The 13,658-nt window shown below is 59.7% G+C and carries 14 protein-coding genes and 1 pseudogene; 4 read left to right on the top strand and 11 right to left on the bottom strand.

What is annotated here, in order from left to right:
- Positions 1–37: 37 nt before the first annotated feature.
- Genes B5525_RS25785 through B5525_RS25770 form a run of 4 tightly spaced genes read right to left on the bottom strand, consistent with a single transcriptional unit; the run spans position 38 to position 4,085 of the window.
- Entirely contained in the window at positions 38–754 is a 717-nt protein-coding gene (locus B5525_RS25785) for a flavodoxin family protein (protein WP_079568533.1), read from the bottom strand.
- A complete protein-coding gene (locus B5525_RS25780; RefSeq protein WP_079568532.1) occupies positions 751–1,611 on the bottom strand; it encodes an alpha/beta fold hydrolase in 861 nt (286 codons plus the stop codon). Before B5525_RS25780 ends, B5525_RS25785 begins: the two co-directional genes overlap by 4 nt.
- A 60-nt stretch (positions 1,612–1,671) precedes the next feature.
- Positions 1,672–3,306 (bottom strand): flavin-containing monooxygenase, encoded by a 1,635-nt coding sequence (locus B5525_RS25775; RefSeq protein ID WP_079568531.1) that lies wholly within the window; start codon positions 3,304–3,306, stop codon positions 1,672–1,674.
- Positions 3,307–3,338: 32 nt separating this feature from the next.
- On the bottom strand, positions 3,339–4,085 hold the full coding sequence (locus tag B5525_RS25770) for an SDR family NAD(P)-dependent oxidoreductase (RefSeq protein WP_079573779.1): 747 nt from the start codon (positions 4,083–4,085) through the stop codon (positions 3,339–3,341).
- 177 nt (positions 4,086–4,262) lie between these two features.
- On the opposite strand from B5525_RS25770, the gene B5525_RS25765 reads away from it, so the two are divergent.
- Positions 4,263–5,192, top strand: a complete 930-nt coding sequence (locus B5525_RS25765) for a LysR substrate-binding domain-containing protein (protein ID WP_079568530.1) — start codon at positions 4,263–4,265, stop codon at positions 5,190–5,192.
- A 363-nt stretch (positions 5,193–5,555) separates the two neighbouring features.
- On the opposite strand, the gene B5525_RS25760 is transcribed toward B5525_RS25765, so the two are convergent.
- Positions 5,556–7,106, bottom strand: a complete 1,551-nt coding sequence (locus B5525_RS25760; RefSeq protein WP_079568529.1) for a winged helix-turn-helix domain-containing tetratricopeptide repeat protein — start codon at positions 7,104–7,106, stop codon at positions 5,556–5,558.
- Positions 7,107–7,267: 161 nt separating this feature from the next.
- Between B5525_RS25760 and B5525_RS25755 the strand changes: the two genes are divergently transcribed.
- Entirely contained in the window at positions 7,268–7,588 is a 321-nt protein-coding gene (locus B5525_RS25755; RefSeq protein ID WP_079568528.1) for a DUF1127 domain-containing protein, read from the top strand.
- Positions 7,589–7,730: 142 nt separating this feature from the next.
- Here B5525_RS25755 and B5525_RS25750 read toward each other — a convergent pair whose 3' ends face one another.
- Together B5525_RS25750 and B5525_RS25745 are read right to left on the bottom strand one after the other, a co-directional pair.
- A complete protein-coding gene (locus B5525_RS25750; protein ID WP_079573777.1) occupies positions 7,731–8,135 on the bottom strand; it encodes a DUF2237 family protein in 405 nt (134 codons plus the stop codon).
- 171 nt (positions 8,136–8,306) lie between these two features.
- The gene (locus B5525_RS25745) at positions 8,307–9,254 is read right to left on the bottom strand and encodes a catalase family peroxidase (RefSeq protein ID WP_154073426.1); all 948 of its coding nucleotides are present in this window, start codon (positions 9,252–9,254) and stop codon (positions 8,307–8,309) included.
- A gap of 503 nt (positions 9,255–9,757) precedes the next feature.
- On the opposite strand from B5525_RS25745, the gene B5525_RS25740 reads away from it, so the two are divergent.
- A complete protein-coding gene (locus B5525_RS25740) occupies positions 9,758–10,546 on the top strand; it encodes a molybdate ABC transporter substrate-binding protein (RefSeq protein WP_172899967.1) in 789 nt (262 codons plus the stop codon).
- A gap of 257 nt (positions 10,547–10,803) precedes the next feature.
- Here the strand turns inward: B5525_RS25740 and B5525_RS25735 are convergent.
- The 3 genes and pseudogenes from B5525_RS25735 to B5525_RS25725 form a co-directional block, all read right to left on the bottom strand.
- Positions 10,804–11,031 (bottom strand): annotated as a pseudogene (locus B5525_RS25735) (IS5/IS1182 family transposase); the annotation flags it as partial.
- 808 nt (positions 11,032–11,839) lie between these two features.
- Positions 11,840–11,968, bottom strand: a complete 129-nt coding sequence (locus B5525_RS47265) for a hypothetical protein (protein ID WP_276328796.1) — start codon at positions 11,966–11,968, stop codon at positions 11,840–11,842.
- 855 nt (positions 11,969–12,823) lie between these two features.
- Entirely contained in the window at positions 12,824–13,036 is a 213-nt protein-coding gene (locus B5525_RS25725) for a hypothetical protein (RefSeq protein WP_079568523.1), read from the bottom strand.
- A 153-nt stretch (positions 13,037–13,189) separates the two neighbouring features.
- On the opposite strand from B5525_RS25725, the gene B5525_RS47945 reads away from it, so the two are divergent.
- Complete coding sequence (locus B5525_RS47945; RefSeq protein WP_197687970.1) at positions 13,190–13,291, top strand: DUF3768 domain-containing protein; 102 nt, start codon at positions 13,190–13,192, stop codon at positions 13,289–13,291.
- A gap of 3 nt (positions 13,292–13,294) precedes the next feature.
- Here the strand turns inward: B5525_RS47945 and B5525_RS25720 are convergent, their stop codons facing one another.
- Positions 13,295–13,486 (bottom strand): hypothetical protein, encoded by a 192-nt coding sequence (locus tag B5525_RS25720; RefSeq protein ID WP_154073425.1) that lies wholly within the window; start codon positions 13,484–13,486, stop codon positions 13,295–13,297.
- Positions 13,487–13,658: the final 172 nt, after the last annotated feature.

The raw sequence follows: 13,658 nt of genomic DNA, 5'->3' as shown, positions 1-13,658 counted from the left end.
GTGTCCTTCTGATTTGGAATCGGATCGGCGCCAATCCTTAGGCGGTGACCAGTCCAGTGGTGCCTCGATTGCGTTTGGATGCCATCACGCCCCGGCCTTCCGGATCCTGATTGTCGGCACCACCGGAAACGCCGCGGTTGGCTCGCCGGCCGAGCATCGCCCGGCCAGCCGATAGCTCCTGCGCGACCTCGGCCACCCGGCGACCGAGAAACTCCGCAGTCCGAAGATCGGACGACGGCGGCGCGACGGCGCCGCTCTGGTCCATGTCGGCCTGGCCAGCCATTCCAAGCGTGTAGCTGTCGCGGTTGATGATATCCTCGTTGGTGTAGGAGCGATTATTCCCGTAATTCATCCCGAGATTGACCCAATGCATCTGGTGCTGGGCGGCAAATGTCATGAGCTGGACCAGCGAGTTCTGCTTGTCGCCGCCGCGGGACGCGCCATTGGTGAAACCTGCGGCGATCTTGCCCTCCCAGCGCTTCTCAGCATATTGGAGGTGCGAGGTCGCATCCATGAACGCTTTGAATGGTGCCGACAGGCTACCCATGTAAGTGGGCGCTCCCATGATGATGGCGTCTGCACCATCGAGAAGCTCCCATCGGCCGGGCGCCTGTTCCGCGGTGACAAGCTCTACGCTCGCGCCATTAACGGTGGCCGCACCGCGCGCGATGGCCTCGGCGATCTTTACGGTGTGACCGTATCCGCTGTGATAGACGACGACGATTTTCACCGGAACTGAGTGGTCGAGCTTCATCGCGCTTCCTCCTCGGACAGGAACAGGGAAACGTGCCGGACGAATAACTTGGGATATTGATACTGCGAGCCGTGATTGGCGTCGGGATAGAGGACAAGCTGGGCATTGGGCAGGTGCTGCTGCAGGATGAACGAGTTCACGGCATAGATGATCACGTCCTTGCCGCCGTTGACGACGAGCGTCGGCTGACGGATCGACTTCAGATATTCGAACGGCTTGTCCCGCGGCGCGCCCCATTCGCCGATCGCCTCAATCTGGGCGGGTGCGACTTTCTCGTTGACCTCGGGATCGCGGTTCTCGGCGCGTCGCCGGAAGCGCGTGAGGAACTCGCGGCCCGCGGCCTGGCTCTGCTCTGACTTCGTGAAATGCACGCGAAGCCAGAGATGATCGGGCTTGTCATAGATGGCGCCGAAGATTTCCTGCGCCTCCGGCGTGAGCGCGGCCATGCCCTCGCCACTGCGCGGGCCGGTGCCGACCAGGACCAGCCGCCTCACGAGGTCGGGCGCCCGAACGGCGATTTCTTGCGCGACAAAGCCGCCGATTGAAAAGCCGAGCACATCGACTTTGCTCAGTCTGAGCGCCTTGATGAACGCCACTGCGTTGTCGCCCATTTTCTCGATCGTGCTAGGCACCTCTCCGGAGGAGCTGGATACACCGGCGTTATTAAACAGGATGACTTCGCGGTCCTTCGCAAAACCGTCGGTCACGGCCGGATCCCAATGGTCCATGGTGCCGGTGAAGTGCTGGTTGAAGACGAGCGGCACGCCGGCGGCCTTGCCAAAGCGGCGATAGGCAAAGCGGACGCCGTTGGCTTCGACGAACTGCGTCGGCACGGTCTGGTGATTGTGCTGGGTCATTGAGATTCTCTGTTGCAGTGGTTCAAGCCGACATGCGACTGTCGCGACGAAAAGCAAAACTCAGCCGATTGTGAATCCCTCGTACCCTCGTTCGGCGCTTTCGTTGCATTTCGCCATGTAGGTCGAGAGCCCACCGGCGAAGGACAGCATCTCGCGTGGCTTGCCGGGAATGTTCGCGCCGAGATACCAAGAGTCGGCACGCGGGAAGAGTGTCGCGTCGGCAAGGGCATGCACTTCCGCGCGCCACTCTTCTTCCGCCGGGGCCGTTGCCTCGAACCGCTTCCAATCGCGTTGTCGAACGTGGTTCAGCAGTCCAGCGATCCAGTCACCCTGAAGCTCTGCGCAAGTCGGCCCATTGGCAAAAGCATTCGGGCTGTGCGGGCCATAGACGAAAAGAAGATTAGGAAAGCCCGCTGCAGCCATTCCGAGATGGGCGCGCACACCCTTGGCCCACTTCTCCCTCAGCGTCTCGCCCTGCGTGCCGTGGATATCGATGCTGGTCAGCCCGCCAGTCACGGCATCAAAGCCGGTGGCCAAAACAAGAATATCCAGGTCATGCTCGCCAGCCGTCGTCTTGATCCCGCTACGCGTCACTCTTTCGATCGGGGTTTTGCGGAGATCGACAAGGCTCACGTTGGACTGATTGAAGATATCAAAGAAGTTCTGTTCGAGGGAGGGTCGCTTGGTGCCATAGGGATGAAGCGGTTCTGTCGGCGCGAGAGTCTCGGCAACAGTAGGATCTTTAATTCGCGCCCGAGTTTTGTCGCGCCAGAAGTCATAGGCGGCGCGGTTCGATTGTTCGTTTACAAGCAAGTCGTTGAACGAGCCAACCCAGGGCGCAAGGCCTCCGATCTCCCAAACACGTTCGAACGTCGCTCGCCGCTCGTCTTCGGACACCTCGGACGCTGACTTTTCGAGGGGATCGTAGTCGAACCCGCCGAACGACGTTCTGCGCTTCTGGTATGCGAGCGGATAACCCTCCTTCATGCGGCGGATCGTGTCGTCGTCGAGTTTCCTCTGTCGCATCGGCAGAGCCAGATTTGGCGTGCGCTGGAAGACGGTGAGATGGGCCGCCACGGCAGCGGCCTCTTGAGCCACTTGCACGCCACTCGCTCCCGTACCGATCACCCCAACCCGCTTGCTGGCCAGGTCGAGACCCTGCTGCGGCCAAAGCGCGGTGTGATGGTGCTCCCCCGCAAAATCGCTGAGGCCTGGCAACTCCGGCACGTAGGGCTTCGAACCCAAGCCGGTGCACAGCACGAAATAGCGAGCCCTCGTGATAGAGCCGTCGCTGGAGCGGACAGACCAGCGATTGTGCGCCGGGTCGAACTCCGCCTCGTTCACGCGTCTGTTGAAACGAATATCCCGACTAAGGTCGAGTTTTTTGTCGACGTAATGGAAATACGCGCGAATCTCCTGCCACGAGGGATATAGCTCGCTGAACTTCCAATCTCGCCACAGATCGTCGCGCGAAAATTGATACATCGGGCCGGGAGAATCGACTCGCGCTCCCGGATAGCAATTCCAATACCAGACGCCGCTAGGACCATTCCCAGCCTCAAACACCTGGACGGACATACCCATGCCACGCAGACGATCCAGAAGATGGAAACCGGCAAATCCCGCGCCGACAATAATGACATCGAGTTCTTCGGTCTCGGCCTCGGCCGTTCGTTTCGTCGCGGTTGTACTCATATGACCAATCCCCTTGAAGATTCGCCGACGGATCAATTGGCGCTGTGTCCGCCGTCAACGTTGAGGACGTGACCCGTCATGAATCTGGCTTCGTCCGATCCCAGGAAGACGATACCGCCGGCGACCTCCTCCGAGAGTCCAAGCCGACCCAACGGAACCTGTGCCGCCAGGGCCGCCTTGTTCTCGGCGGTGCCGGTGAAGCGGGTCAGCATCCCGGTGTCCGTGGGGCCTGGTCCAACAGCGTTGACACGAATTCCGGATTGGGCGACTTCGAGCGCTACCGACTTGGTGATGCCTTCGACGGCGTGCTTGGCGCCGACGTAGATCGAGGCGAAAGCCGCGCCCTTGTGGCCGTAGGTCGAGGAGATGTTGATGATGCTGCCGCTCCCCTGGGCCTGCATGGCGCGCACTTCATGCTTCATGCTCAGAACCACGCCGAGAACATTGGTCTCGAACGTCGCGGCGAAGCTTTCGGCGGTCTGGTCCGTGATCGGACCAACCTGGCCTTCGGTGGCGGCATTGTTGACCGCGACATCGAGCCGGCCAAACCGTGCGACGGTTTTATCGACCATGGCGCGTACATCGTCCTCCTTGCGGACATCGGCGTTGATGAATTCGGCCTCCGAACCCAGCGAGCGCAGCTCCTTGACGAGCGCCTTGCCGGCCTCATCACGCCGACCCGCAACGACCACCTTTGCGCCCTTCCTGGCGAATGCGACGGCCGCGGCGCGTCCGATACCGGTGAGGCCACCGGTGATCAAAACAACGGACTTATCCATGATCATCTCCATGATTAATTTTGATTTTCAACTTGGGACCCATTGTTAAGGCGGTCTCTTGGTTAAGGCGGTCTCTTGCGGGTCTGTCTGTAGAAGCGTTGGTTTCAGAGAATTGGACGCGCCCGGGAGCATGCAGTAGACTTTGGTCTGGAACATCATTTGTGAAATAAAATCACAGTGGCCCGACTGGATGTAAATCGCTCCGGCGAGATGGAAGTCTTCGCGCGGGTCTTCGAACTCGGGGGGTTTTCCGCCGCGGCGCGCGCGCTTCGCATGACGCCTTCGGCGATCAGCAAGCTTGTCGGCCGGCTCGAGACCAGACTCGGCGCGCGGCTGGTCAATCGCTCAACGAGGACTCTTCAGTTCACAGCAGAAGGGCGATTGTTCTACGAGCGGAGCATAAGACTGCTTGCCGACATGGACGAGGTCGAGCGGTCCGTGGCGGAAGCCGAGATCCCGAAGGGAAAGATCAGAGTGAGCGCCAACATCCCGGTCGGGCGACAGCTACTGTTGCCGATCGTGCCTGCTTTCCTGGAGGCCTACCCGAAACTCTCTTTGGAGATATCCCTGACGGATCAGGTGATCGACCTGCTGGAACAGCGGACCGATGTTGCGCTGCGCAGCGGTCCGCTCAAAAGCTCCCAGCTCATCGCCCGCAAGCTTGGCGCTGCGCGGATGATAATCGTCGGCTCACCAGGCTATTTCGCTCGATACGGCATTCCGAAAACGCCGGACGAGCTGACGCAGCATAATCGTCTTGGCTTTAGCTACGCGCGAGCGGCAAAGGGCTGGCCATTGATGGACAAAGGCGTGCTGAAAACGATACCGCCCTCCGGCAATATTCAGGTGAGTGACGGCGACGCGTTGCGGGCGCTTGCCATCAGCGGCGTCGGGCTTGTTCGGTTGGCCTCTTTCATAGTCAGGGATGATATCGTCGCCAAACGGCTTGTCCCCATACTTGAAAAGTTCAACCCCGGCGACATCGACGAACTGCATGCTGTCTATCTTGGGCAGGGCGGGCTCTTGCCGATTCGGATCCGCGTCTTCCTGGAGTTTCTGGCCCGGCACATCAAAATCGGCGAGGGTCGGCCTTCCAGGGAAGCGTAACACTCGTTTCGGTCTTGCGGTCGGTCATCGTTTCTCTCCATCGGCCGGTGCGGCTTCGTTGGCGTTGTTGACACGGGGGCGTCTCCGCCGCCGCGACAGCCGCCTAAGCGCGCCCTCCCCGAGCCTGATTCCAAACTGATAGACTCTCTGACTTATTTCTTATCAGTCACGGGATGCCGTTTGCGTACGAACGGCCGCTTTGCGCCAAAAGCTGCCCTTGGCAGGCTCGAAATCCAACTTCCGCTTTACCCCCGAAAGCAGACTCAACTCGGAAATCGTGGCATGTCCGAAAAGTGCCAACAGCAGACTCATGCACCGCAGCAAAGAGGGCATTTATTCAATCACCTCGCGGGGTGCGCGTGCTCATTCCGGCAACCCCGCTTTCCGAAGGCCCTCAATCAGCAGCTTCGAGTTTGAATACCCGCCCCGGGCGATGAACGCAGATATTGTAAAGGTGGGATCCGTCTCAAGCACACGCGCCGCCGCCTCACGCGCCTCAGCGTCACGTCCGAGATGGGCGAACGCGGACGCGAGACACCGGTAAGCTGTCGCAAAGGAGCGGTTCTGACGTTGGGCTTTCTTTCCCGCGACGATGGCCTCGTCAAAGCGACGAAGCTCAATAAGAGCCGACCCGATCTGAGCAAATGTTGTGTATAGCTGCGCGTCTACCGGGCTCATGCGAATGGCACGTTCAAAGCTCCGGACCGCTTCCTCCGGCAGGCCCGCAATTCTATAGACATGGCCTCTGCAGTTCCATGCGAGATATGAATTTGGGTTGAGCGCGACCGCCCGGTCAGCCATTTCGATCTCGCTTTCACAATCGCCAACCATGAACGCCGAGATTACAGCAGCCGTTGCTAACGTGTGCGGATCATTGTCGTTGGTGCTCAGCGCCAGGCGAAGAAGCCGAACTGCTTCCCTGCGTTCGAATTGGGGATCGATAGCATAGCCCCAAACGACGTTGCGCATGTGACCGATGCCCGCCAGAGCCGCGACGAAGCCGAACCGGGGGTCCAGCTCCAAGGCGCAGTGAGCCAGCCTGATCGCCTCGGCCAACCCTTCGCGGGTCGCTACGTAAAACTGCGGCAGGGCGCGGAGATAATAATCATATGCGGTGAGGTTCTCCGGTCGCCGCCGCGTCGATATTGCAATTTCTGCTTGAAACAACTTTGGCTGAATAGCTGAGACAACGGCGAGCGTGACGTCGTCCTGCAACGCGAAAATGTCTGTCATGTCACGCTCGAACCTGTCCGCCCAAATGTGTGCGCCCGTAGCCGCTTCAATCAACTGGCACGTGATGCGAACTTTCCCCGACGCCTTGCGCACCGCCCCCTCAAGGACATAGCGCACGCCAAGCCTGCGCCCGACTTCCTTGATATCGACGGCTTTGCCTTTGAAGGTGAAGCTCGAATTGCGGGCGATCACGAACAGCGATTTGAACCGCGAAAGCGCCGTCGTGATCTCCTCAACCATTCCGTCCGCGAAGTATTCCTGCTCGGGATCGCCAGACATGTTCGCGAACGGCAGCACGGCGATGGAGGGCTTGTCGGGAACTGCAGGAGCGCTCTCGAGCGCATCGCCCGGATTTGGGCCCGCAACTTCTTGCGCCTCCCGCACCTGTCCGAGGAAACGGAAACCCTTACGCGGTAACGTCTTGATCAGTCGCTGTTCCTCCCCGGAATCGCCGGTTGCGCTTCGGGCGACATTCAGCCGGGTCGTCAGTGCTGCATCCGAAACGCTGCGCCCATTCCAAACGGCATTGATGAGGTCGTCTTTACTGACGACGCGCTCCCTGTTCCGGATCAGGTAATCGAGCAGATCGAACACCTGCGGTGCGATGGGGACGACCTCCGCCCCGCGATGCAGCTCGCGCCGGTTGGTGTCGAATGCGTACTCCTCGAAGAGATAGCGCAAGCTGCCAATTCCTCAGGCGGCCTCCGATCATCGGGGCTCCAGTACCGGTTGCAACGCAAAGAATAAGCCGCCGGTGAGGAAAATGTAAGCCGGATGTCAAGCGCGCTCCCTCATGCCTTGGCATCCTCGTCTGGGTAGAACAACACCCAGGAGATGCCGCGATGAGCACGACCTATGGTGCAACACGGTTGGGACAGGCGGCCGCCAAGCGGCAGGTCTACTACAGCCCTCTTGAGAAATATTGGGATGCGTTTCTGGAGTGGCGCAAACGCCAAAGGTTACGAGCCACCTTGTGCGACCTTAGTGACAGGGAGCTAATGGACATCGGTACTACGCGCGGCGAGATCGACTACGTCGCCTCGAACCGAGGTATCGACCCGCGAGGCATCCGATCCGCCGAATGGGCCCGATATCTGCCAACGGTGGACGGCCAAATTGTGAACTTCCAGACGCACCCATGCCCAGAAACCGACTTCCGATAGGGGTCAAACTCAGACGTGGCCCCATTTAAACGGCAGGTCCGTTCTACCCTCAGAAGCGGACATCGTCCCGTTGCTGCCGTATGTCTGTTTCGTGCCCGACATCGGCTCGCCTATCCGATCACCTCGTCGGCAAGTGCAGGAGTCAGGCTAGGTCCACTGCGAGGCGCTTGAGATCGGCGAGCGAGCAGTGGCCCAGAGCGCCTTCGTGAGTGGCGCGCAAGACCACGCGGGGCGCCTGGCCCGCCTCGAGTGCTTCTTGCCAACGCGGAGCACAGAGGCACCAACGGTCGCCGGGTTTCAGGCCGCGAAAGCCGAATTCCGGCATCGGTGTCGAAAGATCGTTGCCGCGGGATTTGGAAAACTCGAGAAACGCGGCGGTCATGACGGCGCAGACCGTGTGGCTACCGATGTCCTCTCGCCCAGTGTCGCAGCAGCCGTCTCGAAAGAACCCCGTCATTGGGCTTATCGAGCAGACTTCGAGCCGCTCACCGAGCACGTTAGGTGTGCTCGGCCGACCGCCTCCATTACCGTTGTCGTCCCTCAGCATTGCCGTCTCCGCGTGCGGTATTGTCGACCGACTACTGATCTTTGGTGAGTCGCACCTGCCGCTTCCGACCCGGTAGAGTAGCATCCGCTTTGCAACTGGCTTCGGCTCACCGATCTGCAGCCATTGACCATCCAGAATGAGACGAAGGGACGTGTGTCTCAGGCGGACGATCTATTTGGTACGGCGGCCGAACGATTCCGCGTAGGCCTCGGTGCGCGTGTTGATGATCGGGTCATCCGAGGGGTCAATGCCGCTCGTCACGTTGGTTGGCAAGAACAGCAACTCGTTCTCGACTTTCTTCGTGTCCAACGCTTTGATGACCGCGATTTCGCCGAGCTCCACCGTCGGCCGGCTGTCCGGCCAAACTTTCGTGGCGTCCGTGATCGGATCATCGGCGGCGGCAAGCTGCACCAGGAGGCGGAACTTGACCGGTCCTTTTTCGAGCGACACCCGCAGATTGTCGGCTAGTGCATTCGGAGGACGCTTCGCCGCCTCCTCGTCGCTCACGTAGGCGGGCCCGCTCTCGGGCACGATGCGGTAGCGGCCGAACTTGCTTGTTCCTTGGGCATTAGTGAACTTGAACGCGTTGACGCCGAAGAACGGCTGCGTGCCGTAACTGACCGCCACAGGCCGCGGCGTGGTGACAAACGCGGATGCGGCCGGGTGGGTCGATAAGAATTTCTCGACCAGCGTCGGCTTGGGCACGTCGGGACCGCTTGCGCCGACCGCCTGGAGCAAAGCCAGAAAATCCTCTCCGGTCGCCACCGGAAACCCGTTTGCCGATATGCAGACTATGTCTTGCTCGCTCCCATCCGGGAGACGGAACTTGATTGCCATGCCGCGGACACGGTCGGTCGAAGGGTGGGTGTCGGGCGCGTCCGGCACGCCGCCCGCATTGGAAAAACGAATGACCAGCGGCGTGGGAGCACCTTTGAGAAAGACAGCTGAGCTGAGGGTGTCGGCGCCTCGTGCCGGCGTGAACATGCCTTCAAACACGGCGCCCTTGGCGTGGTTTGCGCGAACGCCCGCATGCTGGCCGTAAAGCGCATTCATTTGATTGACCAGCCGAACGCCAAGCGGCTCGTCTTCGGCGCCGGCGCAGGTCGCGCCTGCCGCCATCAGCGCCGAGAATGCGATGCTCGCCGCAACTCCTTGAAACAATCGCATGACTGTTCTCCTGGATCAATCACGGAGCGCAGACAGAGTCGTTTCAGGCTGCCGAATAATCGCGCCCGCGGCCATCAATCTAAACTAAAATTCGCTCCCGACATAGTCGATATCCGGCCAAGCGGCGGGCCCTCGCCCACCACGTCGTAGTCCGTCTCGTTCCACTCGACGGTTGGCCGTGAGCCCCAGGAAATACATATTTTCCGAAATGACGACAGAACGTCGGCGTGTTGGTTCTTTCGCCCATGTCTTATAAGGGTCAAACGCCGAAGAACTCATAGTGAGTACAACTAGTCCGCTCCGACCCGAACACCAGACGTAACAGCGCACTTGGCGCTTCGTCGCTTCAGGGCCAAGATCAGTCGTCCGGACGCCACTTTCTACCGACGCCTACTAGTCCGACCGCGTTTCGGTTATGCTCGGGATCAAGCCAACCGGGAGGTAAGAAAGCCATGATGGGACGGTTTTTCTCGCGACGGGCCACGCTTGCGGCGGTGATAGAGTGTTCGTTCCTGTTAGCTCTTGGAGCTGCAGCACCCGCCGCCCATGCCGCCGAAGTCAAGGTCATGAGCACGGTCGCGCTCACCCCTACACTCGACGAGCTCACACCGAGGTACGAGAGCAGCAGCGGCAACAAGCTAATGGTCGTCTACAGCACGATCGCGGATCTGAAGAAGCGGATCGAGGCGGGCGAAACCGCAGATGTGATGATCCTGTCGCGCCCTGTCCTCGACGGTCTGCAGACTCAGGGCAAGGTTGCCCAGGGCAGCATCGTCAACGTGGGGAGCTCTTATGTCGCCATCGGGGTACGTACGGGTGCGCCCAAGCCGGATATCAGCACGGCGGAGAAACTGAAGAGTGCGCTTCTCGAGGCCAAATCGATCTCCTACGCCGATCCAGCGAAGGGCGGTGCTAGTGGCGTCTATTTCGCCAAGGTCATCGATCGTCTCGGCATCGCCGATCAGGTGAAATCCAAGACCGTCCTGGTGCCGGGTGCCCAAGCGGGCGAACTCGTCGCGAAGGGCGAGGTCGAAATGGGGATCGCACAGGCCTCGGAAATTGCCGCGGTTCCGGGGGCTCAGGTGGTCGGCCCTCTGCCCGGTGATTTGAACAGTGCGATAGTCTTCGCGGTCGGCATCGGATCCATGAGCAAGGATCCGGCAGCGGCCAAATCGCTGATCGAGCTCCTGACCAGTCCGACGGGCGCTGCCGTGCTCAACTCCAAGGGCATGGATCCGGCCTAGACCCGTTCTCGCTTCGCTTGGGGTCAACGAGAACAGAACCGCTTCACGGTAACCCCGACAGTCCGAGACTACGACGACTGCCGCAGGTCCGGAATGGGTCCAGGCTGTGTAAAAACGCGGCTCCGCATTCCGAATGCCGCTCTCGACTAACCGTGACTGACACCAACGCGGCGATTTCAGAGTATTTTTGCTGTTCTGCGTCTCGCGTCAACCTCCTTGCACCTCCGTGCAACGTGGGGCGGTCGTCGGTGCGCGCTTCACGCCCGCATGGCTGCCAGCAATGGCTTGACGCCGACGATGTTCAGCACACGCGTAAGATTGTAGCTGAGTACGTTCAGCGCCATTTCGGTCGCTACATTGGGCAATCGCTTCATCAGAAAGTGCGTCGCACCCATCCGCATCTTCAGTGTGGCGAACGGATGCTCGACGGTTTCGCGGCGCACACGCATGGCTTGCGGGTTCTGATCGAGCCGCGTCTGCGCGGCCCGGGGCGCATGACCGAAACCCGCCAGATCACGCCATATCTGAGGCGAAAGGGCGACGGCAGCCTACGGATGTGTGGCGCTTTCGCCGCCGTGCGCGGATGCGTCGCCGTTGTTTCCATAGCCCCGATGCCGGGCGTCGGCGGAAGCACATAAAGTGACCAAAAGGCATAACGCTAAAACATATCGCATCGCATTTGCTCCAGTCGGGTATCGCAAAGCCGCTCCGAAGGGGCTTCGCAATCGCAAAGAGAAACGGCTCCAGCCCGGGGGAAGCTGGAGCCGCAGTACGGAAGTGCCGGGACGGGAGGAATCCGACACAATCTCGATATGGGCTGCGAGGCTCCGATTCCCACCTATATTATGGTTTAGAAAACCAGCCTCAGTTGGTATGCAGCCGCCACCTTGCCGGGCTGCCCTCGTTGGTGCGCTGCACGCCCTTTATGCCCAAGCTAAATGAGCTCCGAATGAACTGTGCCATCTGCGGAAACCACGCTGATCCCCTGCCGAGAACTTTCGATGGCGATGGATTTCACTGCGTAACCTGTGGGGATTACGGAATAGCTGGGTCAGTACGCGCTTCGGAGGGCTGGGAAAATCTAAGACCAAGCCAACGATTCCAAGCGCTGACAAATGCCAAGAGGCAAGCAGAACCGGGCAAACTGCCTAAGATCACAACTTATTCGTTCTGAGACCGTACGGAGGGCAAGTAGCTGGAAAGCAACCGCTCGGGATTTGTGGAGCGAAATAGCTCGCGGGCGCGAAAGCCGCCCCGACGGGCTTGGGCAATGACGAGCGTCGCTCCGGCGCATCAGCCCTCAGCCTTGGGATGATCTCGTTTCGGCGTCATGGCCCTGATCTCACTCTCCAGCCATTCAAGTGTCTTGTCGTTCAGGTACTCAGGCCAAGGGTAACCGAGGGCGAACAGCTTGGCTTTCATGGCTTTCACAAGGGGCGTATCGGGTCGCATTGCCCGACGATGATGCTGGTCCCGCCGGAGCGCTACAACCTCAAATTACGCTGGGCTCACCTGCGCGAAAGCCGCCCGTGAGGCGATCGTCATCCTGGATCGCTAAGATCCACCGTTGAATTCGCCTGCTGCTTACTCGTCCCGGCCTAGTTCACCAGAAAGCCAACGTAGCGCATCTGATTTAAGCGGGTCAGGCCGATCACAGTCGAGACACTGATAGGTGCGGGGTGACTTTCCGCCGGGTTGCAGTTCCAACGTCATTGCACGCTGGCATCCGGGACAAATAGGTCGTTTTCGCGAGCCGGCCCATAATGATCGCCCCCTATACTAGGCGGGAGCGCAACACTCTCAGTCACGTTACGGGGCGGTGATGATTTGACTGTGAGCCCTTATCGCTCCAAAGAGCGAGTCAATTCCGCACAGCAAAACCAAAGAGCGGGACCCGGAGAGGGTTGCCCGGGTCGAGCCGGAATTAAGTGCCCGGTTTTGACATAGCGATTTAACTTCTCGCTATCGGAGCGGATTAGGCGCGTAGTCGGATTGGAGGCTGGAGACGGATTGGAGGCCGCAGATGGTTTCGACCGATCACTTCCGACAAGAGCTGCTCGCCCAGTTGGGCCGCGCAGCAACACGGGGGGCGCATAGATATTCTCATCAATTCGGGAGAACTCTGTCGCTCCACCACTAGGGACGGTTCCGGCCCCGGTTCTTGCTGTGATGCAATGCAAGAAGAGTTCAAGATCGGAGATACGCTGCTTCTTGACCGGACCAATGGTGCAGGGATGACGATCCGGTACTTATTGCCACGCGCCAACTGAGGCGGCCTTACTTCCGTTTTTCTTCTTTCAATAAATCGGACAGAAAATCCGCCAGCGCTTGCTTGCCCGCAAATCTCGCGGCCGAGTCGGATTGGTATCCGTCTCCGGTCATCTTAATACCCAACGGTTTGCTCTTGCGGCGTATCTCCCAGGTCCAGCGATCGGGGCGCTCACCTTGCTGGTAGGTAACGACGAAATGGTCGTTGGGGCTACTGGTCATCCCCCATACTAGACCGGATTGCCGCACCGCAGCAGACCGTAGTTTAAGCAAAGACGCCGCGCGAAAACGGCTGCTACCGCGTTATGGCGGCACCGCCGCTTGGAGCACGACTACGGCTCGTTTGACCACTGCGACCGCAAGGTGTGATTCAAAATCGATTACTTCGACTTAACATTAGAGCAGGCATCACCGGATCCGACCGACCCGCCGGTGACCAAGCGCATCATGACCATCGGCTTAGCGCAGGACTGGTGAAACTCAGGCTCCCAGGTTTGGGCGCCTTTTTTCTTCCTCGTGTGATGTCGCCAGGATTTTCAACCGGCTCTCCATGATGATCAGCTGTGCCAGAATATCGGCTTCCTCCAACCAGAATGCGGAGCCTTCACCTTCCATTTGTGCACGCTGTCTGCAGAAAGCTTCCAACGCACGATAACGAACGATGTCCTCCATGCTCCCCTCCCCTGTGTACAAGCACTTATGCTGCCTCACATTTGTCTCAGTTACGAGTCGCGTTTAGGTTCCAATTCGGGAACCGGACTACAATCTTAAGTGGACAGCTTTGCGCGATTCTTCCCGGAGCAGCGGAGAGGAGCGCTGGCGCGGTGAGAGACTTCGAAAGCCG

Origin of the sequence: Bradyrhizobium erythrophlei, assembly GCF_900129505.1 — a bacterium.
In the GTDB taxonomy this organism is placed as follows: Bacteria; Pseudomonadota; Alphaproteobacteria; order Rhizobiales; family Xanthobacteraceae; genus Bradyrhizobium; species Bradyrhizobium erythrophlei_D.
Note: the sequence above shows the minus strand (reverse complement) of the source record. Positions and strands in the feature narration are given on the sequence as shown.